Raw genomic sequence first — 22,290 nt, forward strand, 5'->3', positions numbered from 1 at the left:
GGGACCTGTGGGCGTTCAGCACATCACCGAGGCCGATCCCGCGGTCCGTGACACCCCGCGGCTGGCCGCCCGGGGTGTCTCCGTCGGCTACGGGGGCCGGACCGTCATCGACGGCCTCGACGTGACCGTCCCGTCGGGGCTGATCACCACGATCATCGGTCCCAACGGGTGCGGGAAGTCGACCCTGTTGCGGACGCTGACGCGGTTGCTCAAACCGACCGCGGGGGCGGTCGTGCTGGACGGCGAGGACATCGTGAGGCTCAGGACCAGGGAGGTGGCCAAGAAACTCGGCCTCCTCCCGCAGGCGCCGGTCGCGCCGGAGGGGCTGACGGTCGCCGACCTGGTCGCCAGGGGGCGGCATCCGCACCAGAGCTGGCTGCGGCAGTGGTCGTCGGACGACGCCGCAGTCGTGGAGCGCGCGCTGGCCATGACAGGGGTGTCGGACCTGGCGGACAGGCCGGTCGACTCACTGTCCGGCGGGCAGCGCCAGCGCGTCTGGATATCGATGACGCTGGCCCAGGGCACCGATCTGCTCCTGCTGGACGAGCCGACGACGTATCTGGACCTGGCGCACGCGATCGACGTGCTCGATCTCGTGGACGACCTGCACGAGTCGGGCCGAACCGTGGTGATGGTGCTGCACGACCTCAACCTGGCGACCCGTTACAGCGACAACCTCGTCGTCATGCGGGCGGGGGCGATCCTGGCACAGGGGCATCCGCGCGACGTCATCACCGCCGAGCTGCTGGAGGAGGCGTTCGGGCTGCGGGCCATGGTGATCGACGATCCGGTGGGCGACCGCCCCCTCATCGTTCCCATCGGTCGCACCCATGTGCGTCTCAACTGATGTTTCAATAAGGGAAATAGCTTCAGTTAGGCTAGGCTAACCTCACTCGGCACGGATAAGGTTTGGCTGCCCTCGGACGGGGTGTAGCGGACAGCGTGAAAGCAGGGGATTGAAGGATGCTCTTCCACAGATCGACGTTTCCGCAGCCATGGCTGCGGCTGGCGGCGACCCTCTCCGCCGTGACCCTCGGGGTGGGCCTCCTCGCGGGTTGCAGCTCCGACCCCGCGGACGAGGGGACGAGCGACAAGGCCCCGGCCGCCGAAGCCGGCGCGTTCCCGGTCACGGTTGAGCACGCCTTCGGATCCACGAAGATCACCAAGACCCCCGAGAGGGTCGTCACCGTGGGCTACACCGACGACCAGGCCGTCCTGGCGCTCGGCACCAAGCCCGTCGGCATGGTCGACCAGTACCCGAACCCGGCAGGGACGTCCCCCGACATCAACACCCAGTGGCCCTGGGTGAAGGACAAGTGGGGCGACGCGAAGCCGGAAGTCATCATGAGCAACGGTGACACGGGCCCGAACTACGAGAAGATCGCCGCCCTGCGGCCGGACCTGATCATCGCGGTCTACTCCGAGGTCGACCAGGCCGCCTACGACAAGCTCTCGAAGATCGCCCCGACCGTGGGCCGGACCAAGGCCGAGAAGGAGCTCTTCAGCGCGCCGTGGCAGGACAACGCCGTCCACATCGCCAAGGCGCTCGGCAAGGAGGACGAGGGCACCGCGCTGGTGAAGGGCATCCAGGACAAGCTCGACACCGCCCGTGAGGCACACCCGGAGTTCGCGGACCAGACGGCCGTGCCGCTGTCCTGGTACGAGGACAAGGTGGCGCCGTTCACCACCACCGACGTACGGGGACGGCTGGTGACGGGCATCGGCTTCAAGGGCAACACGAAGATCGACGAGATCGCGGGCGACAAGTTCTACACCCAGCTCTCGCCCGAGCGCATCGACCTGATCGACGTCGACCGCCTCTTCGTCATCAACGACAAGGCGGACCAGGACGCGCTGAAGAAGTTCGAACTGTTCGCCAACCTGCCCGCGGTGAAGGCGGGCAAGGTGTCCTACCTCCTGGACAGCGAGGGCCCCGCGGTGGGCGCCGCCATGTCCCAGGGCACCCTGCTGTCCCTGCCCTACGCGATCGACGAGCTCGTCAAGTCGGTCGACCAGTGACGCCGGCCGGCCCGCCCCGCCACATGCCCGTCCCGGCGCCTGCGTGAGCACCACCGACACGCGCGTCGCCCCGGCCGCCCTGCGCACCGCGGCCGGGGGCGAGTCCACCCGCTGGGTCACCGCGCGCTGCCGCGAGGTGCCGTGGCTCACGTCGGCCACCGTGCTCACCACGGTGGCCGGGGCGGCGCTCCAGGTGCTCCCCGTGCTCCTGCTCGGCCGGGTCGTCGACGGCGTGGTCCAGGGCGACGACCGCTCGGTCCTGGTCACGGTCGGCATCCTGATGGGAGCCGCCGCGCTGCTGGGCGCGGCGGCCACCGCGGTCTCGACCTTTCTGATCGGGCGGCTGGGCGCGGATCTCCTGGCCCAGCTGCGGGAAGCCGCGGTCCGGGCGGTGCTGGGGATGCCGAGCGCACGCATCGAACAGGTCGGCCGGGGAGACGTGCTCTCCCGGGTCGGCGACGATGTGGCCGTGCTCTCCAGGGGCATCCGCACAGCCATCCCCACGGTGTTCTCCGCCGGTGTGCTGGTCGCCATCGCCACGGTCGGCATGTTCGGACTGGACTGGAGGCTCGGCCTGGCGGGCGCCGGCGCGCTGCCCGCCTACGCGCTGGCCCTGCGCTGGTACCTGCCCCGGTCGGCGCCGCTCTACCAGCGGCAGCGGGTGGCCCAGGCCGACCGTGCACAGGCGTTGATCAGCGGGCTGAACGGGATCGACACCGTACGGGCATACGGTCTGGAGACCGCCTTCCGCGAGAAGGTCACCGACAGGTCGTGGCGCGTGCGCGAGCTCGGCATCGAGGTCTTCCGGATCTTCGGCCGGTTCGTCGGCAGGGAGAACCGCGCCGAGTTCATCGGGCTGGTCCTGATCCTTCTGGTCGGCTACGTCCTCCTGGAGAACGGCGCCGCGAGCCTGGGCGAGGTGTCGGCGGCGCCGCTCATGTTCCACCGGCTGTTCACCCCGCTCGGCGCCATCATGTTCACCTTCGACGAGGTGCAGAAGTCGGGCGCGAGCCTCACGCGGCTCGTCGGGGTGCTGGGGGAGCCCGCGGAGGACCGGCTGGTGGGCGACGCCTCCGTGGCGACCGCGGACGCCGTGCCGTACCCCGTGACGGTGGAAGGGCTGACCTTCCGCTATCCCGGTGCCGAGGACCCGGTGCTGCGGGACGTCAGTCTGACGATCCCGGCGGGTGGTTCGCTCGCCCTGGTGGGGGCGACCGGCGCGGGCAAGTCGACGCTGGCAGCGCTGATCGCGGGCATCGGGACTCCCGAAGCCGGGTCCGTGCGCATCGGTCCGCACGACCTCGCGGAGATGGACGAGGCGGGCGCGCGGGCCCTCGTGAGCATCCTGACGCAGGAGACGCACGTGTTCTCCGGTCCGCTCGCCGACGACCTCCGGCTGGCCGCGCCACGCGCGACCGACGCCGGACTGATGGACGCCCTGCGCACGGTCGGCGCCGCCGGCTGGGTGGAAGCGCTGCCCGACGGCCCGGCCACCCCGGTCGGCGAGGGCGGCGAACGCCTGGACGTCACCAAGGTCGCCCAGATCGCCCTGGCCCGGCTGGTGCTGAACCGCGCCCCGGTCGTCGTGCTCGACGAGTCGACCGCCGAAGCCGGCAGCGAGGGCGCGGCCGAGCTGGAGCGGTCCGTACAGGCCGCGTGCGCCGGCCGGACCACGCTGTTCGTCGCGCACCGGCTGACCCAGGCGATGGCCGCGGACCGCATCGCGGTGCTGGACGCGGGGCGGGTGGTGGAACAGGGAACCCACGACGAGCTGGTTGCTCTCGGCGGGCGGTACGCACGACTGTGGCGGGCCTGGCGCGAGGGCAGTTAGGCACGTCCCGGGTCGAGGTTGGTCCCACTCTCATACGCTGGAAGGACAATGGGTCTTCGATGACGGATCAGACTGCTCGCCTCGTGCTGCTTTCCCCCACGAGCCTGGACGACGTACGCAGGCGGACCGGCGACTACCCGGACAGGACCATCACCGAGGCGTGCGCCATCGGCCTGTCGTACTGGGCGACGGGCCGCAGCCCCGACGGCATCGACCTGACCCCGGGCACCCTGTTCGCCGACGTCCTCCGGTGGGCCGACAACGGCGGTGCCGCACCTGCCGGTTGGGAGACAGGCCCCGACGGTCGGAGCATCGCCACCCCCGACGGTGTCGTCACGGCCGAAGCGCAGCTGGCGCTGGACGACCTCGCGGACTTCCCTGACCGGCCCGTCGGCACGATCGGTCCGACCGGAGCTGCGGAGAGGCTCCGTGCCCTGACCGAGTGGAACGACACCGCGGCCGACCGGATCCGTCCGACCGTCGTGGAGATGTTCCGCGAGCAGGCCCGGAAGAGGCCGGACGCGATCGCGATCGTCGACGAGAACCGGTCACTGACCTACCGTGAGGCAGCGGCGCTCTCCGGCCAGCTGGCCCATCACCTGATCGAGCGCGGACTCACCGCCGAGCAGGTCGTCGGCATCTCGCTGGGCCGCTCGGCCGACATGGTGATCGGGCTGCTCGGAGTGCTCCAGGCGGGGTGCGCGTTCGTGCCCCTCGACCCGCAGTGGCCGGCCGCGCGCCGGGCCGTCGTCATCCAGGACGCCCGGGTCGTCCTGCAGATCGACGACTCGGGCCGCCGGCACGACGGAGAGCCGGAGGCCGTCCCGGTCGACCTCTCCGACTGGCGGTACGGCTCCTTCCCCGCCGAGGGGCCCGAGGTCGGCGTGCACGGCGACGCCCTGGCGTACGTGATCTTCACGTCCGGATCGACCGGCCGCCCCAAGGGCGCCATGATCCGGCACGAAGCGATCAGCGAGCGCCTGCTGTGGCAGTCCGAGGAGATCCTCGGCTTCGGACACGACGACGCGTCACTGTTCAAGGCGCCGCTGTCCTTCGACATCTCCATCAACGAGATCTTCCTGCCCCTGGTGCGCGGGGGCAGGCTGGTCGTCCTGCGCCCCGGTGGCGAACGGGACCCCCAACACCTGCTGAGCGTGCTGGCCGAGCAGCGCGTGACCTTCACCTACCTGGTGTCGTCCATGCTGGACGTGCTGCTGGAGATGGCGGGCGACACCGGGCGTCTCGACAGCCTGCGGCACGTGTGGTGCGGCGGGGAGGTGCTGACCCCGGAACTGTACGAACGGTTCCGCACCCGGCTCGACATCCCCATGTACCACGGATACGGCCCCGCGGAGACGACGATCGGCGTCTCGCACGTCATCTACCGGGGCGAGGCCGAGCGCCTGTCGACGTCCATAGGCAGGGCGAACCCCAACACCCAGCTGTACGTGCTGGACGACGAGCTGCGCCCGGTCCCCGTCGGGGTCGGCGGCGAGCTGTACGTCGGCGGGTTCCTCCTCGGGCGCGGGTACGTCAACGCCGCCGGACTCACCGCGTCCCGGTTCGTCGCGAACCCGTTCGCGGGGGACGGTTCCCGGCTGTACAGGACCGGCGACCTCGCGCGGTTCGCCCCGGACGGGTCGCTGGACTTCCTCGGCCGGGCCGACAACCAGATAAAGATCCGCGGCATGCGGCTGGAGATCGAGGACGTGGAGGTGGGCCTCGCGGAGCACCCCGGGGTACGGCACACCTGCGTCGTCGCGAAGAAGAACACGGCGGGCGGTACCTACCTGGTGGGGTACGTGATCCCGGCCGCCGGCAGCGAGGCCCTGCACGGCGACGACGTCAAGGCGTGGGCCGGCGAGCACATGGTGGAGTACATGGTGCCCGCCCACATCGTCGTGCTGGAGGAGTTCCCCCTCACCGCGAACGGCAAGCTCGACCGGGTGTCGCTCCCGGAACCCCGCATCGGGACGGGCACGCTCGTCCTGCCCGTCACCGACAACGAGCGCCTGGTGTGCGAGGCCGTCGCGAGCGTGCTGCGACTGGACCAGGTCGGTGTCGACCAGGACTTCTTCCGGCTCGGCGGAGACAGCATCCTGGCCATCTCGCTGCTCAGCGCGCTCCGCGGGGCCGGTCTGTACGTCACGGCACGGCAGATCTTCACCCACAGCGTGGTCGGCGCGCTGGCGGCGGTCGTGAGCCGCGAGGACGTCTCCGCCGCCGAGCACGGCGACGAGGCGACCGGCACCGTCGTCGGGTCTCCCGTCGTGCAATGGCTCGGCGAGACCACGGACGCGATCGACGGCTTCGTGCAGTCGGTCGTGCTGAACACCCCGGCCGACCTCACCGCAGAAGCCCTCGACGCGATCCTGAACGCCGTGGTGGGGCGGCACGACATGCTGCGCGCCGAACTGGTGCGCGGCGACCGGTGGAGCTTCCACATCCCGGAGGCGGACCGGGCCGGCCGGACCTTCGCCGGGTGGGAGGAGAGCGGCCTCCCGCTCGACGCCTGCGTCGAGCGCGCCACCGAGGGGCTCGACCCGGACAACGGCGTGATGCTGCGGGCCGTCTGGCGCCGCGAGGCCCGGCAACTGGTCCTGGTCGCCCATCACGTGGTGATCGACGGCGTGTCCTGGCGGATCCTCATGGAGGACCTGGCCACCGCATGGACCGGGCTCGCCTCCGGCGGTGCGATCGAGCTCCTGCCGGTGGGAACGTCGTTCCGGCGCTGGACCCAGCTGCTGGAAGGCGCAGCGTTCGAATCGGACCGCGCGGCCTTCCAGCGTCCACTGCCGGGCACGGACGCGCCGCTGGGCAGGCGCGCCCTGTCCGACACCGACACCGTCGCCGGGGAACGGATCCACATCGTCCGGGTGGGGCCCGAGGTCACGGCCGCACTGCTGGGGGAGATTCCCGGCATGTTCCACGCGGGCGTCAACGACGTGCTGCTGACCGCGCTCGCCGTCGCCCTGGCCCGGTGGCGCCGCGACCTCGGTCAGGACCAGACCTTCGCGCACATCGAGCTCGAAGGACACGGCCGCGAAGGACGCTTCGTGGCCGGGAGCGCCGGCTTCGAGCCGGAACTGTCCCGGACCGTGGGCTGGTTCACCACCCTGTTCCCGGTGGTCGTGGATCCCGGTGCGGGGGCCGACCTCACCTCGCCCGCGTACCTGGCGGCAGCCCTCAAGGCGGTCAAGGACGATCTCGGGCGCGTGCCGAGCAACGGCGTCTCCTACGGCGCCCTGCGCTATCTGACCGACGCCGGGCTCGCGACACCGGCGCCTCAGGTGCTGTTCAACTACCTGGGCCGCTTCGACTCGGGCACGTCCGGGGACTGGGAGTTCGCCGGCGCCACCGGGCAACTGGGTGAGCGGCGCGACCTGAGGATGCGGCTGCCGCGCGCCCTGGAGTTCAACGCCGTGGCCGAACCCGCGTCGAGCGGCGAGTACGAGCTGATCACCACCGTCTCCTGGCCCGACGGGGTGTTCGCCGACGAGGACACCGCGACCATCGGCGCCTACCTCCGAGAGGCCTTGACCGGCCTCGCCGCGCTCGAACGGGGCGGCCACTCTCCCGGCGACTTCCCCCTGGTGCCGCTCACGCAGGCCGACGTCGACACCCTGGACGGACCGGAACTCCGTGACATCCTGCCCCTGACCCCGTTGCAGGAGGGCCTCTACTTCCACTCGGTCTTCGACGACGACTCGGCGGGCAGCTACGTCGAACAGCAACTGCTCACGCTCGAGGGCGAGGTGGACGCGGGGCGGCTCGCGGCGGCGGCGACCCGGCTGCTCGCGCTGTACCCGAATCTGGCGGCCCGGTTCACGGCCCTCGCCGACGGACGCGTCGTCTCCGTGCTGGAGAGCGCGGTGACGGCACCCTTCACCACGCTCGACCGCCCCGGCATCAGCGACGAAGAGATACGTGACCACGCGGAGCGTGACCGCCGCACGGGGTTCGCCCTGGCCGAGGGCCCCCTGATGCGGTACACCCTCATCCGCGCGGGCTCCGGCAGGAACGTACTGGTGCAGACCGTGCACCACATCATCGCCGACGGCTGGTCGGTGCCGCCGATGCTCCGGGCCCTGCTCACCGAGTACCACGCGCCGGGCACCCTGTACCCGCTGGGAGGCTTCCCCGACTACGTGCGCCGGCTCGCCGGACTCGACGACGACGAGAGCGACCGCGTCTGGCGCGAAGAGCTCGCCGGTCTGCCCGGACCCTCGCTCGTCGCCGACGGGCACACCCCGTCCGACCGGTTCCACGACACCGCCGTGGAGCCCGAGGACGACACCGAGGCTGCCGTCCGGTCGGCGGGAGTGCCGCTCAGCGTGGCCGTGCACAGCGCCTGGGCGGTGACGCTGGGAGGCATCCTCCACGGCAACGACGTCGTCTTCGGCTCCACGGTCTCCGGCCGTGACGCGGATGTGCCCGGCATCGAGGACATGGTCGGCCTCTTCATCAACACCATTCCGGTCAGAGCCCGTTGGACGGAAACCACCACGGCCCGGGAGCTCCTCGCCTCCGTGCGGGAGCACCAGAGCGCGGTGCTGGCGCACCAGCACGTCTCCCTCGCGAGAATCGGCCGCCAGATGGGCGGCGGCGCCCTCTTCGACACCCTGGTGGTCTTCGACGTCGCGACCGACGTGGAGGCTCTGCGGCGGCCAGGCGACGAGCTGGCCGTCACCGGCATCGTGAACGAGGGCGCTCCCCACTACCCGCTGACCCTGGTCGTGGAGCGGACTCCCGAGGGCCGCCTCCGCTTCAACCTGATCTACGACGCCGAGCTGCTGCGGGAATCGAGCGCACAGGCGCTCCTGGGCACGTTCAGCCGGACGCTCGCCGGCCTGCTCACCGGGCCGGACACCCGCATCGACGAGCTGCGGCACGACGCGGCCCCGCGCCCCGCGCGGATCGCCCCCACAACCCTGGGCGGCCTGTTCGACGCCGCCGCGGCCCGTGCCCCGGAGGCCACCGCCGTCACCCACTGCACGCTCGACGGCGGAACCCGGTCGCTGACCTACGGCGAGCTGGCCGACGCCAAGGACCAGCTGGCATCGGTGCTGCGCGCGGCCGGTGTCGGGCCTGGCAGGCGCGTCGCCGTCGCCGTGCCGCGTTCACCGGAGCAGGTCGTCGCTCTGGTCGCCGTCGTCGCCGCGGGCGGGGCCTACGTACCCCTCGACCTGGCCTACCCGGACGAACGGCTGGAGTACATCCTGGCCGACGCCGCCCCGCAGGTCGTGCTCGTCGACCGTGAGCAGCGGGAGCGCTTCACGCGGCTGCTGGGCCGGGGGCCAGGGACGCCGGCGCGCGTACTCGTGCTCGGGGAGGACCTGCCGGGAGAGGACGCGCCGGCAGCGGAGACGGCCGGAGCCGGCTGGCACGACCCCGCGTACGTCATCTACACGTCCGGCTCGACCGGCAGGCCCAAGGGTGTCGTCGTCCCGCACTCCAGCGTGGTGACGCTGCTCGCGAACACCCGGCCCGGCATGGGTTTCGGCCCGGACGACGTATGGGTCCAGTTCCACTCGTACTCCTTCGACTTCGCGGTCTGGGAGCTGTGGGGCGCGCTGGCGCACGGCGGGGAGCTGCTGGTGCCGGAGTACGGCCTGACCCGCTCCCCGGTGGACTTCCACCGGCTGGTGCGTGAGCGCGGGGTGACCGTGCTCAACCAGACCCCTTCGGCCTTCTACCGCTTCGTCGAGGCCGACCTGCACGCGGGGGAGCCCCTCCCCGCGCTGCGCCGGATCATCTTCGGAGGTGAGGCGCTGGACCTCGCCCGGCTGCGCGGCTGGGTCGAGCGGCACGGCACCGGCTCGCCGGAGCTGGTCAACATGTACGGCATCACCGAGACCACGGTGCACGTCACCCACCGGGTGCTCACCGACGAGGACTTCGACGGCGACGTCAGCCCCATCGGCGGCCCCGTCCCCGGCCTGACCACCTATCTGCTCGACGACCGGCTGCGGCCCGTGCCACCCGGCAAGGTGGGTGCGATCTACGTCGCCGGCGACCAGGTGTCCCTCGGCTACCTGGGCAGGCCCGGGCTGACCGCGGGCCGGTTCGTGGCGAACCCCTTCGCCCGCGACGGTTCCCGGATGTACCACACGGGCGACCTCGCCCGCCGCACGCTCGACGGGGAGCTGGAGTTCGCGGGCCGCGCAGACGACCAGGTGCAGCTCAAGGGGTTCCGTATTGAGCTCGGCGAGGTGGAGTCCGCGATCCGTGAACTCGACGGGGTGACCGACGTGGCGGTGACCGTCGCGGACAGCGGCGACCACCTCGTCGCGCATGTCGTGGGCGGGGTGCCGGGCGACCTCACCGACCTCCTGTCCGCGAAGCTGCCCGTGCACATGATTCCGGGCCGGGTGCTGACGGTCGACGCCCTGCCGCTGACGGTCAACGGAAAGCTGGACCGGAAGGCCCTGGCCGAGCGCGCCGCGCAGGGCGGGACGCCGGTCGCCGCGAGCGGGTCCGCGCTCGCCGGACTGGTCGGGATCTTCACCGAGGCGCTGCCGGGCGCCCCCGCCGTGGACGGTGACACCGACTTCTTCGCGGCCGGGGGCGACAGCATCGTCGCCATCACCGTCATCAACCGGGCCAGGGCGCTCGGTCTGCCGATCGCTCCCCGGGACGTGTTCCTCCTCAGGACGCCGCGCGCGCTCGCCGAGCACCTGACATCGGAGGCACCCCGGGCCGCCGTGCCGGGGCCCGCCGTCCAGGAGGACGGCCCGCTGATGCCCACGCCGATCATCCTGCGGCAGCGGGAACTGGGCGGCTCACTCGCGCGGTTCGCCCAGGCCAGGGCCCTGGTGGCGCCCGAGGGCACCGGTCTCGCCGAAGCGGAGCGCGCGGCGGAGGCAGTCGTCGCGGCTCATCCGGCGCTCCGGCTGCGACTGCGTGTGCGGCACGGCGTGTGGAACCTGAGCACCGAGCCCGCCCGCGCGGTCACCGTCGTACCGGTGGATACCGACGCGACGACCGCGGCGAACCAGGCGGCCGGACGCCTCGATCCCGAGTCCGGGGACGTCATCGCGTTCTCGTGGCTGGAGTCCCGCCGGACCCTGGTGGTCACCGTGCACCACCTGGCCGTCGACTCCGTCTCCTGGCTGGTCCTGCTGGACGACCTCGCCGCCGTCCTGCGCGGCGCGACGCTCCCACCGCCGACCACGTCGTACGCCGAGTACGCCGAAGCCCTGAACTCCCCGTCAGCCCGGGGGACCGACGACCTCGGCCACTGGATCACCACGCTCCAGGCACCCGCGCTCCTGCCCGTGGCCGAGAGGCCCCGCGAGAGCACGGTCGTGCTCGCACCGGAGGTGAGCGACCGGGTGACGCGCACCGCGCCCGCGGCGCTCGGCATCGGGCTGACCGAGCTGCTGTGCGGCGCGCTGCGGACCGCGCTGACGCACGTGCAGCAGACGCCCACCGATCTCGCCGTGGAGCTGGAGCGGCACGGCAGGGTCCCGGCACGGGAACACCACGACTACACCCGCACGGTCGGCTGGTTCACCTCCATCGCCCCCGTGCGCCTCAGCGCGCACACGGACCCCGTCGAGGCGGCCCGCGAGGTCGCCGAACGGCAGCCCGACGAACACGGGCACGTCGCCTACGGCCGGCTCAGATATCTCGACCCGCAGACGGCCCCCCTGCTGAAGACCCGCCCGCAGGTGCTGTTCAACTACCTCGGCCGGGGCAGCGAGTCCCAGGCACTGCACATCTCGGGCGGGGATCAGGGAAGCCCGTACGCCGTCGAGGTCAACGCGTGGATCGACGAGCCGACCGGCAGCCTGCACGCGGCGTTCACGCTCGCCGACGGCATTCCCGACGAGGTGACCGGCCACTGGCGGGAGGCGCTCGAACGCATTGCGGACGCCTCCGCCACGGCCGAGCGCACCGCGCCGGTCACCCCGCTCCAACGAGGCCTGTACTTCCAGGCCCAGATGGCGGGCACCGCCGGACACTACGTCGCACAGAGCTACTTCACCTTCGACCGGCGCCTGGACGCCGACGCGCTCTCCGAGGCGATGACCCACGTCATCGCACGGCACCCGGTCGTGGGCGCGGGCTTCACCACCGACGACGACGGAAACCCCGTCCAGGTCCTCAAGGCCGGCCGGCGGGTCGGCGTCCGCACGGTCGAGCTGCGGACGGACGCGGACATCGACGCCCTGCGCGCCGAGGACCGCGACACGGGATTCGACCCCGGCGAGCCGCCCCTGATCCGGCTGACCCTCGTCCGCCTCCCCGGCGGAGGCGACGGCCTCCTGCTCAGCTACCACCTGCTGCTGTGGGACGGCTGGTCCCGCGAGATCCTGCTGCGGGACCTGTTCGACGCCTACCGGTCCGTCCTCGCGGGCGAGACACCCGACGCGGCCCCGGCCACACCGAGCTTCGAGGACTACGCCCGGAGGCTCGACGCCAGGGATCCCGCCGTGTCGGAGCGCTTCTGGGCGGAGCACCTGGCCGGTCTCACCGGCCCGACGCTCCTCGCCGGACCGGAGCCGTCCCTCCCGGACGAGCTGCCGCGCGCGCTCGTGCACACACTCTCCGCCGAGCGGTCGGACCTCCTGAGGGAGACGGCCAAGGCACACGGCGTCACGCTGAACACGCTGCTGACCGGCGCGTTCGGGCTGCTGCTCGGCGCGCACACGGGACGGAGCGACGCCGTGTTCGGCGTGACCGTCTCCGGCCGGGAGGGCGAGGACCTCTCCGGCATCGTCGGTGTGCTGCTCAACACCGTGCCCATGTGGACACGGGCACGGCCCGACGCCACGGTCCGGGAGTACCTCGCCGCCGTCCAGGCCGCCCGGGTCGAGGCGATGGACCACGAGCACCTGGGGCTCGGCGAGATCCAGCGGGCCAGCGGCCACGACACCCTCTTCGACAACCTCTTCGTCCTCCAGAACTTCCTCGACCTGGACGCGTTCGCCGAGATGAACGCCCGGCACGGCATCACGGCGGTGAAGGCCGACGACTCGACGCACTACCCGTTCACCTGGGTCGTCACCCCCGGCGACCGGCTCACGGTCAAGCTGGAGCACCGCGACGACGACTCCGGGAAGGCCCGCCGCCTCCTCGACGACTACCTCCGCGTGCTCCGGGACCTGGCACGCTCCACGGGGCCGGTCGGCGCGCTGCCCGGCCTCGGATCGGCACCCGAACCCGCGGGGCGCACGGACATCGGCACGGACACCGTCGTCGACCGCTTCGACGGGGCGGCCGGCCGGGCACCGGAGCGGACCGCCCTCGTCGCCGACGGCGCGACGATGACCTTCGCCCAGCTCAGGGACCGCAGCCGTGCCGTGGCGGGTGTACTCGCCCTGCGAGGTATCGGCCCGGAGACGACCGTGGGCCTGGCGATCCCGCGCTCCCTCGACTCGATCGTGGCCCTCTTCGCCGTACTGCGCACCGGGGCCGCCTACGTGCCGCTGGAGCTGGACCACCCGGACGAGCGGATCGCGGCGATCGTCGACGCGGCACGCCCGGACGTGATCCTCACGGTGAGCGCCGTCTCACCCCGGCTGACCGGCGACCTGATCGAGCTCGACCGGCCCCTGCCCGCGGCCGAGCCGGTCGTCACCTTCGCGCCGGACGCCCCGCACCGCCTGCGGCACCCCGCCTACACCATCTACACCTCCGGATCGACCGGCAGGCCCAAGGGCGTGGTGACCGAGTACGCCGGACTCACCAACATGCTGATCAACCATCAGCGCCGGATCTTCGAACCGGTCCTGGCGGAACACGGGCACCGGATCTTCAAGATCGCGCACACCGTCTCGTTCGCGTTCGACATGTCGTGGGAGGAGCTGCTGTGGCTCGCCGACGGCCATGAGGTGCACATCTGCGACGAGGAGCTGCGCCGCGACGCGCCCAGGCTGGTCGCCTACTGCCTGGAGCACGGGATCGACGTCATCAACGTGACCCCGACCTACGCGCAGCAACTGGTGGCCGAGGGTCTGCTCGACACGCCCGGGCGACGTCCGGCGCTGGTCCTGCTCGGCGGCGAGGCCGTCACCCCGGGCCTGTGGCAGCGGCTCGCGGAGACCGGGGGGACGGTCGGCTACAACCTCTACGGGCCCACCGAATACACCATCAACACCCTCGGCGTCGGCACCTTCGAGTGCCAGGATCCGGTGGTGGGCGTGGCGATCGACAACACCGAGGTGTACGTGCTTGACCCGTGGCTGCGCACCCTGCCGGACGGGGTCCCCGGCGAGCTGTACGTGTCGGGCATCGGCATCGCCCGGGGCTATCTCGGACAGTCCGCCCAGACGGCGGACCGCTTCGTCGCCTGTCCCTTCGGCGAACCCGGCGTGCGTATGTACCGCACCGGGGACCTGGTGGTCCGGCGGCCCGACGGCAACCTGATGTACCTCGGCCGCACCGACCAGCAGGTCAAGATCCGGGGACACCGGGTCGAACTCGGCGAGGTCGAGGCCGCGTTCGCGGCTCACCCGGCCGTGCGGTTCGCCGCCGCGGTCGCGCAGCCGGACCCGCAGGTCGACGGAGCGTACCGGCTGGCCGCCTACCTCGTGCTGGGCGGCTCCGACCTGGCGGCGGTCGCCACCGAGGTGGGTGCGGCGCTGCCGGACTTCCTGCGCCCGACGCACTACGCCCAGGTCGACGCCATCCCCCTCACCGTGAACGGCAAGGCCGACACGAAGGCGTTGCCGGAGGCCAGACCGCTCGGTGTCCTGACCACGGGAGCCGAGCGCGGCCCGGAGACGGAGACGGAGATCGTGGTCTGCGAGTTCTTCGCCGAGGCGCTGGACCTCGACGACGACGAGGTCAGCGCGGTCAGCGACTTCGTGTCCCTCGGAGGGCACTCCATGCTGGCGGTGCGGCTGATCGGGCTGCTCCGCCGGGAGTACGGTCCTGTGGTCACGATCCGTGACCTGCTCACCCTTCGAACCCCGGAAGCGATTGCGCGCCACCTTGAAGACAACACCTGATCCGCAGCGGCCCCGCCCGGGGGCCGACATCCTCCGGACCGCCCTGCGTCGCAACGCCGGCGCGGTGGTCCGGGGCACCGTCCTCATGGGTCTCTACCAAGCGGGAGAGACGGCCTTCCCCATCGCGCTCGGCCTGATCGTCGAACTCACGATGCAGGACCGGAGCCTCGGTTCGCTGGGCCTGTCGATCGCCGCGCTGGCCGTGATCATCACGACCGTCTCGCTGTCGTGGCGGTTCGGGATGCGGGTCCTGCAGAAGGCCAACACGACCGAGGCGCACCGCTGGAGGGTGCGCGTGGCGGCCTGCGGGCTCCAGCCCGTGGCCAGGGACGTCGACCTGAAGTCCGGCGAGGTACTGACCATCGCCACCGAGGACGCCGACCAGACCGCCGACATCGTCGAGGTGGTGCCCCTGCTGGTCAGCTCGCTGGTCGCGGTGGTGGTCGCGTCGGTCGCGCTGGGCCTCGCCGACATCCGGCTCGGTCTGCTGGTGATCGTCGGTACGGTGGCGATCCTCTCGGTGCTGAGCGTGATGTCCAGGCGGATCGGCGCCAGCACCCGCGAACAGCAGGCCAGAGTGGCACGGGCGGGGGCCAAGGTCGCCGACCTGATCTCCGGCCTGCGTCCGCTGCACGGCTTCGGCGGCAACCACGCGGCGTTCGTGTCGTACCGGAAGGTCAGCACGGAGGCGCGACACCAGGCGATCACCGTCGCCAAGGTGAACGGCGTGTACGCGGGCACCGCGCTAGCCCTCAACGCGGTGCTCGCCGCAGCGGTGACGCTGACCGCGGGCTGGCTGGCGTTCGCGGGACGGATCACCGTCGGCGAGCTCGTCATGGCCGTCGGGCTTGCGCAGTTCATCATGGAACCGCTCAAGATGTTCTCGGAGATGCCGAAGTACGTGATGATGGCCCGCGCCTCGGCCGAGCGGATGGCACTGGTGCTCTCGGCGCCGCCCCTGACGGACCCGGGCCATGAGCGCCCTGCGGCGGGCGGAGACCTCGAGATCGACTGCGTCCGGTACGGCTCCCTGCACGAGCTGAAGTTCCAGGTGCGTGCCGGCGAGTTCGTGGCGATCGCCGCCTACCGGCCGCGCGCGGCTGCCGATCTCGCGTCGGTCCTGGCCGCGAACGTCCCGCCCCGTGAGTACGGAGGCGTGGTGCGGGTCGGGGGACGGGAGATCGCGGACCTGTCGGTCGAGGCGCTGCGCGAGCACATGCTTGTGAACCCGTACGACGGGGAGATCTTCGAGGGCAGTCTCCGCACGAACATCGATCCTTCGGGCACCAGCGCGATGGTTCCCGAGGCCGTCGAGGCATCGCTGCTGACCGATGTCGTGGCCCTCCACCGTGAGGGACTCGACCACGGCGTGCGCGACCGCGGCGCGAACCTCTCCGGGGGCCAGCGCCAGCGGCTGTCCCTGGCGCGGGCCCTCGCCGCGGACGCGGAGGTCCTGGTCCTGCACGACCCGACGACGGCGGTCGACGCGGTGACCGAACAGCTCATCGCGCGGAACATCGCGAAACTGCGCAAGGGCCGCACCACCCTCGTGCTCACCAGCAGCCCCGCTCTGCTGGACGCGGCCGACCGGGTCCTCGTCCTGGACGACGGCGTCGTCACGGCCGAGGACACGCATCGTCATCTCCTCGCCTCCGACGAGGACTACTGCCGGGCCGTGGCCCGGTGATCTACCGGGCCACGGCCCAGGCGACATCCCTGAGCAGGGCGTGCCGCCAGCCCGCCCGGTCGTGACCCGACGGCGACCGTGACACACGCACGGTCGCGCCCGCCTGCCGGGTGAGGGCCTCGGCCGTCCCGCAGTGGGGGAGCATCCGCGTCTCGTGCTCCCCGACATCGAACGCGATCCGCAGCCCGGACAGGTCCGGGCCCTTCCGCAGGCGCGCGGCGATCGCCCCGCCGACCGGCCCGCCCAGGGGGTCCGCAAGGTCCGGGGCCCCGGGGGCCCACCAGAACGACGGCGACTGGCAGGCGACACGGGACACCAGGTCAGGGAACTCCAGCGCCGCGTACATCGCGCTCAGGCCGCCGAGGCTCTGCCCGGCGACCACCAGACGGTCCCAGTCGGCGGGTACGCCGGTCTCCGCCACCAGCGGCGGCAGTTCGTCCCGGACCGCCTCCCACAGGGCGGGCCGGCACCCGAATTCGGCCTCGCGGTCCCTGGCCGGCAGGAAGACGAGGGTCACGGGGGGCATCGCGCCGTCGGCGACGGCGGAGTCGAACGCGGTCATGGCCGGATGGAGGTGGAGCCAGTCGTCCCCGTCGAGCAGCAGGACCACCGGCCCGCCACCGCCCGCCGGGTGGACGCGCACGGTCCGCCGCCCGCCCAGTCGGCCGCCCGCCCAACGGATCCGGGTGCGCGGGACGGGCAGCACGTCGTCGGCCCCGATGTCCGGCCAGTGCGGCTGGGGCGGAACGTCCGGCGTCGCGAAGACGGACCGGTCGCCACCCGCCCCGACCGGGTTGAGCGGATCGGCGTACACGGCGTCGCGCGCGAGCAGCTGATAGGTCACCCGCAGCCGTGCGGGCATGCGCACCTCGGCGTACCAGCAGTCGGTGTCGCCCCAGCGGCGCAGAGGCACGGGATCCGACCAGCTCTCGAAGACGATGCTCGCCGGTGACCCCTGCCGGAGGAACAAGGTCACCCAGCCGCCGTCGTCGGCGGGTACCGATGCGGGAGCCCGCACAGCCGCCCAGAAGGCCTCGGTGCCGGGGACGCCTGACAGCCCGAACCGGGCGAACACGTCATCCGTACCGGCGGCGGGAACGTCAGCGGCGCCGACCCGTTCGGTGGACCGGCTCATGAACGTCTCCTTGTGGTTGGGTGAAGTGAGGGACTGGAGCCCCGTCCGTCAGATGGCGGCGACGTGGCACCGCGTCGAGCGCGGGTCCGGGACCGGACCGGCAGCCACGTCCTCGCCGCTGCCGGCCACCACGGTGGTGCCTGGGGCGGTCTCCTCGAGGACGCAGCGCAGGACGGCGTGCGGCACGCGTCCGTCGAGTACGTGCGCCCTGGGCACACCGCCCCGGACGGCCCGCAGGCAGCCTTCCATCTTGGGCAGCATGCCGCTGGTCAGCGTCGGCAGCAGCGTGTGAAGCGTGTCGGTGGTCACCCGCTCGATCACGTCCGTGCTGTGCGGCCAGTCCGCGTACAGCCCTTCCACGTCGGTCAGCATCACGAGGCGGTCGGCTCCGAGAGCCACGGCCAGGGCCGACGCCGCGAGGTCGGCGTTGACGTTGTAGACCTGCCCGTCCTCGCCGCGCGCCACGGGGGAGACCACCGGGATGTGCCCCTGCGTCAGGAGCGTGCGCAGCATGGCCGGATCCACGTCCACGACGTCTCCGACGAGCCCTATGTCCACGGGGCGGCCGTCCACCCAAGCCGGACGCCGGACCGCCGTCATCGAGTGCGCGTCCTCACCCGTCATGCCCACGGCGTAGGGTCCATGGGCGTTGATGTGGCCGACCAGCTCGCGCTGGACGCGTCCGGCCAGCACCATCCGCACCACGTCCATGGTCTCCGGTGTGGTCACCCGCAGGCCTGCCTCGAAGCGGGTCTTCAGGCCGAGACGGTCGAGCATCGCGCTGATCTGGGGGCCACCGCCGTGCACCACGACCGGGCGAAGGCCCGCGTGCCACAGCTCGACCACGTCCTCGGCGAACGTCCGCTGCAAAGTCTCGTCCACCATGGCGTTGCCGCCGAACTTGACGACGACCGTCCCGCGCATCACTTCCTCCGGACGGCGGAGCGACCCGGTGGACGTATCCGCGTCCGGCTGCTTCATGAAGGCCGGTCTCATCCCTGTCCCCACCCCGTTCGCGCGGTGCGCATCGGTCCGGTCGTCCAACTGGCGTGCGACCGGCGGCGGTTCTCTTCCCGAGAACCACTCGGCACGGCAGAGGTTAGCCTAACCTAATGAAGGTCGGGCGAGGGGTGGACGGCGGCCGAAAGCAGCGAGCAGGGGCGGGAGTGGCTGAACCTGCAGCGTAGGGTCGGTGCCGCACACGGGGTTGCCGAAGCCCTGCCCGGGCACCGAGGAGCCGTCCATGCCGGACCACACGCCGCTCCGCGCCGCGCGCCTGGCCGGTTACGCGCACGTGAGCACCCAGCTCTCCCTGCTGAGCGACCACCGGCTGGGAGAGGTCGTGGCAGCCGCTGACCCGCTCGGGTCCGGCATCGGCGGCAGGTCGGCAGAGCTGCACCTCGACGGAACGCGCGTCTTCGTCAAGCGGATCCCTCTGACGGACACCGAGTTGCGGCCGGAGAACGCTCGGTCGACGGCGAACATCTTCGAACTGCCGATGTTCTATCAGTACGGGGTGGGTTCGGCCGGGTTCGGTGCCTGGCGGGAGCTTGCCGTGCACACCATGACCACGAACTGGGTACTCGGAGACGCCTGTGCGGGATTCCCGCTGATGTACCACTGGCGGGTCCTGCCCGATTCCCCTCCTGAAGGATTCACCGACGAATTCGGGGGCTTGGAGGGGGCCGTCGCGCACTGGGAGGGATCACCGGCCGTCCGTGACCGGCTGGAGGGCATCGGCCGGTCCTCGCACAGCCTGGTGCTCCTTCTGGAACATGTGCCGCACACACTCGCGGAATGGCTGGCCGACCGCCGGGGAACCGACGCGCTGGAAGGCGGGGACGGCTCGCCCTACCGCTGGGTGGAGGATGCCCTGACGGACGGAGCCGCCTTCATGAGTTCACGCGGACTCGTCCACTTCGACGCCCACTTCGCCAACATCCTGACCGATGGCCACCAGCTCTACTTCGCCGACTTCGGGCTTGCCCTGAGCTCCCGCTTCGATCTTTCGGCGGACGAGTCCACCTTCCTCTCGGACCACCGTGCGTACGACCACGGCTACGTCGTGAGCCATCTGCTCCACCACCACGTGCTCGACGGCGTGCGGGGTGACACGGCACGTGAGGTCTTCCTGCACGACTGGGTCGCGGGGCGACGGCCTGGCGGCATCCCGCCCGGGCTCACGGCCGTCATCGACCGGTACGCCCGTCCAGCCGTCGTCCTCAACTCCTTCCACCGCCGTCTGCTCACCGAGAGCAAGCGGACACCGTACCCGGCGGCGGCAGTCGAGCGGGCACTCGGGTGTTGACCTCTCGACCCCGGCGGGTGGCGCGCCGAGGGCTACCTCGGCGGGATCCGGTAGACGGAGACGTGCGAGGGCGACTCGGCGGTGAACTCCGCGCCCGCCCAGTCGGCATGCCTGGTCTCCAGCTCGAATCCGGCCAGCTGGGCCATGAGGTCGAGTTCGGACGGCCACACGTAGCGATGCGGGCTGCGGAACAGCTGGGTCTGCCCGGTCTCCTCGAACCGGAAGTGGTGCGACACGACGTGCTGGCGCAGGACGTCGTAGGTGTCCAGCCCGATGTAGCCCGGTTCGGACTGACAGACGATGGCTGACTGGCCCGGGGGCAGCTTGCGCAGCTCGGGCGTCCAGAGCTCGACCACGAACCGGCCGCCGGGACCGAGGTGGCGCGCCGCGTTGCGGAAGCACGCGACCTGTTCGGCCTGGGTGAGCAGCATGGAGATGGCGTTGTAGACGATGTAGACCAGGGTGTACTCCCCGGGTGCCGCCGTGGTCGCCATGTCGCCGATGACCACGGGGATCGCCGTCTCGTCCACCTTGCTGCGCAGCCGCTCCACCATCGGCGGTGACAACTCGATGCCGACGACCGGAACTCCCCGCGCGGCGAGCGGAACGGCCACCCGGCCGGTTCCGACGGCGAACTCGAGCGCTGCCCCCGCCCCGGCCAACCGCGCCAGTCGTTCCACGGACGGGCCCAGAACCTCCGGCGCGAACATGCCGGATCCGGGCGTGTCGTAGTGCCGGGCGACATCGGCGTCCCAGACGTCCTTCTGCTGCATTCCGGCACCCTCCACCGCCGACCGCAGGCACGTCCAGCGAATTCCCGGTGCCGCCGGAGGCCGTGGCGGACAGGATCGTCCCCGCCCGCCACGGTCCGTTCACTGCGCGGTGATGCGTAGCACCCCGGTCACGGTGCCCTGGAGATAGGCGCCCTCGGGAGTGATCGTGCCCGCCATCTGCAGCGTGTCGTACAGCGATCCCACCCCGACCCTCGCGGAGCGGGTGACCTGTCCGCTGTCGGGGTCGATCTGCACGTAGCGGTAGGGGTCGAGCAGACTCGTCCCCTTGGTGCCTGGGATCAGCGGGTCGCGCACCACCGTGTGGAGGAGTCCGTCGGCCGTCGAGAGCTTCGGCACCGCCGCCGATCGCAGCGCGTTGTCCCACACGAGGGTGCAACCCGTTCCGTCCGCCCGTACGTCGACCCGTGAGAGGCCGCCGGCGAAGTCGGCGGAGGCCGGCACGCTGGTGCCCGCGCCTTCGGGGACGGCCGGGTAGGGGTAGCCGTAGGTGCCCGCGACGAAGACACTGCGGCCGACGCCCACCGGGGAGTTCTCGCTCCCGGGGCCCTTCGCCGCCTTGAGCACCGGGACCGAGCAGACGTCCGAACCGTCGGAGGTGCGGTACACCTTGAGGTTGGCCGCGGCATCGGCGTTGTCGACGACGGCGACGTACTCAGTCCCCCGGGCAGGGCCGAAGAACGTGGGAGTCGATCCGCTGCCCCAGCTCAGCAGGCCCGGCTTGCGGGCGGAGCCGCGGTCGTACGCCTTGCGCCAGATGATCTTCGGCGTCCCGGCCTCGGCGGTCAGCAGGTAGGTGGCGTGCGTGGTGGTGACCGCGGTGCCCTCCGGGACCGTGGAGATGCTGTTGGCGATGCGCTCCCCGGCGGGCAGGGAGAGGGCCTTCACGGTGCCGGTGGTGTCGTCGGCGGTCCCGACCACGCCGCCACCGGTGGCGAACCAGACACGGCCGTCCCAGTCGGGCGCCAGACCGGTGACCGCGTCGTCCTCGGGTATGACGGAGGCCAGGGAGAGGCTCCGGTCGACCGTCAGGCTCCAGTCGCCCCCGGCGTTCCGGTGGTGGCCGACCCGGAGCAGGCTGCGGCTGCCGTCGGCGACGACCAGCCGGTCCTGATGGTCGATGTAGGCGTAGACACCGCCCAGCAGCGAGCCCTTGGTCAGCTTCAGCGAGGTCAGGGAGGACCCGTCGTCCGGATCGAGCAGATGGACCGTGGGTACCTGGCCGAAGATGGGGGTGCAGAGGGCGACGGGGTAGCCGTCGGCCCCCACCAGGACGGTCGGGCAGGCGGAGGCGAGGGCGGTACGCGACGACGCGAGGGTGCCGGCGCCGGGTCCGGCCAGCGGTGTGGTGTCGGAGGAGCCCGAGTCCCCGTGCATGGTGGCGGTGCCGTCGGGCCCCGCGTAGGGATTGTGCGGAGGCGTCGGCCCGAAGGGCGCGGAGGGGACGGCCGAGGCGGCGCCGGCGCAGCCGATGACGAGGGCCGCGATCAGAGCACCGATGGGTTTCCACCGGGCGGATGGGCGGCGAGTGTGGGAGAGGGACACGGCGGGACTGTCCTTT

10 protein-coding genes are annotated in these 22,290 nt (G+C 71.7%); 6 read left to right on the forward strand and 4 right to left on the reverse strand.

All coding sequences use genetic code 11. The features are described 5' to 3' along the window. The first annotated feature begins 7 nt into the window (after positions 1–7). From ACFUNE_RS05695 to ACFUNE_RS05715, 5 genes are all read left to right on the forward strand, one after another. Positions 8–847 (forward strand): ABC transporter ATP-binding protein, encoded by an 840-nt coding sequence (locus tag ACFUNE_RS05695; protein ID WP_383562555.1) that lies wholly within the window; start codon positions 8–10, stop codon positions 845–847. Positions 848–963: 116 nt separating this feature from the next. Continuing rightward, positions 964–2,019, forward strand: coding sequence for an iron-siderophore ABC transporter substrate-binding protein (locus ACFUNE_RS05700; RefSeq protein WP_383562558.1), 1,056 nt, complete (start codon positions 964–966; stop codon positions 2,017–2,019). Positions 2,020–2,062: 43 nt separating this feature from the next. Then, positions 2,063–3,850, forward strand: coding sequence for an ABC transporter ATP-binding protein (locus tag ACFUNE_RS05705; RefSeq protein WP_383562561.1), 1,788 nt, complete (start codon positions 2,063–2,065; stop codon positions 3,848–3,850). Positions 3,851–3,909: 59 nt separating this feature from the next. Then, positions 3,910–14,808, forward strand: a complete 10,899-nt coding sequence (locus ACFUNE_RS05710) for an amino acid adenylation domain-containing protein (protein WP_383562564.1) — start codon at positions 3,910–3,912, stop codon at positions 14,806–14,808. After that, entirely contained in the window at positions 14,792–16,495 is a 1,704-nt protein-coding gene (locus tag ACFUNE_RS05715; RefSeq protein WP_383562567.1) for an ABC transporter ATP-binding protein, read from the forward strand. The genes ACFUNE_RS05710 and ACFUNE_RS05715 overlap by 17 nt, the downstream gene beginning before the upstream one ends. Before the next feature lies 1 nt (position 16,496). Here ACFUNE_RS05715 and ACFUNE_RS05720 read toward each other — a convergent pair whose 3' ends face one another. Together ACFUNE_RS05720 and argB are read right to left on the reverse strand one after the other, a co-directional pair. Continuing rightward, positions 16,497–17,630, reverse strand: coding sequence for an alpha/beta hydrolase-fold protein (locus tag ACFUNE_RS05720; RefSeq protein WP_383562570.1), 1,134 nt, complete (start codon positions 17,628–17,630; stop codon positions 16,497–16,499). A 48-nt stretch (positions 17,631–17,678) separates the two neighbouring features. Then, complete coding sequence (gene argB / locus ACFUNE_RS05725) at positions 17,679–18,554, reverse strand: acetylglutamate kinase (RefSeq protein ID WP_383563049.1); 876 nt, start codon at positions 18,552–18,554, stop codon at positions 17,679–17,681. A gap of 319 nt (positions 18,555–18,873) precedes the next feature. On the opposite strand from argB, the gene ACFUNE_RS05730 reads away from it, so the two are divergent. Continuing rightward, on the forward strand, positions 18,874–19,938 hold the full coding sequence (locus ACFUNE_RS05730; protein ID WP_383562573.1) for a protein kinase family protein: 1,065 nt from the start codon (positions 18,874–18,876) through the stop codon (positions 19,936–19,938). A gap of 32 nt (positions 19,939–19,970) precedes the next feature. Here ACFUNE_RS05730 and ACFUNE_RS05735 read toward each other — a convergent pair whose 3' ends face one another. Both ACFUNE_RS05735 and ACFUNE_RS05740 read right to left on the reverse strand, forming a co-directional pair. Further along, complete coding sequence (locus ACFUNE_RS05735; protein ID WP_383562576.1) at positions 19,971–20,711, reverse strand: class I SAM-dependent DNA methyltransferase; 741 nt, start codon at positions 20,709–20,711, stop codon at positions 19,971–19,973. Positions 20,712–20,810: 99 nt separating this feature from the next. Further along, positions 20,811–22,274, reverse strand: a complete 1,464-nt coding sequence (locus ACFUNE_RS05740) for a hypothetical protein (RefSeq protein ID WP_383562579.1) — start codon at positions 22,272–22,274, stop codon at positions 20,811–20,813. Between the last annotated feature and the right edge of the window lie 16 nt (positions 22,275–22,290).

Source organism: Streptomyces sp. NPDC057287, from assembly GCF_042667905.1.
In the GTDB taxonomy this organism is placed as follows: domain Bacteria; phylum Actinomycetota; class Actinomycetes; order Streptomycetales; family Streptomycetaceae; genus Streptomyces.

Coding starts and splice junctions, on each gene's coding strand:
- ACFUNE_RS05700 (WP_383562558.1), top strand. CDS start 964: ATGCTCTTCCACAGATCGACGTTTCCGCAGCCATGGCTGCGGCTGGCG.
- ACFUNE_RS05710 (WP_383562564.1), top strand. CDS start 3,910: ATGACGGATCAGACTGCTCGCCTCGTGCTGCTTTCCCCCACGAGCCTG.
- ACFUNE_RS05720 (WP_383562570.1), bottom strand. CDS start 17,630: ATGAGCCGGTCCACCGAACGGGTCGGCGCCGCTGACGTTCCCGCCGCC.
- argB (WP_383563049.1), bottom strand. CDS start 18,554: ATGCGCGGGACGGTCGTCGTCAAGTTCGGCGGCAACGCCATGGTGGAC.
- ACFUNE_RS05730 (WP_383562573.1), top strand. CDS start 18,874: ATGCCGGACCACACGCCGCTCCGCGCCGCGCGCCTGGCCGGTTACGCG.
- ACFUNE_RS05735 (WP_383562576.1), bottom strand. CDS start 20,711: ATGCAGCAGAAGGACGTCTGGGACGCCGATGTCGCCCGGCACTACGAC.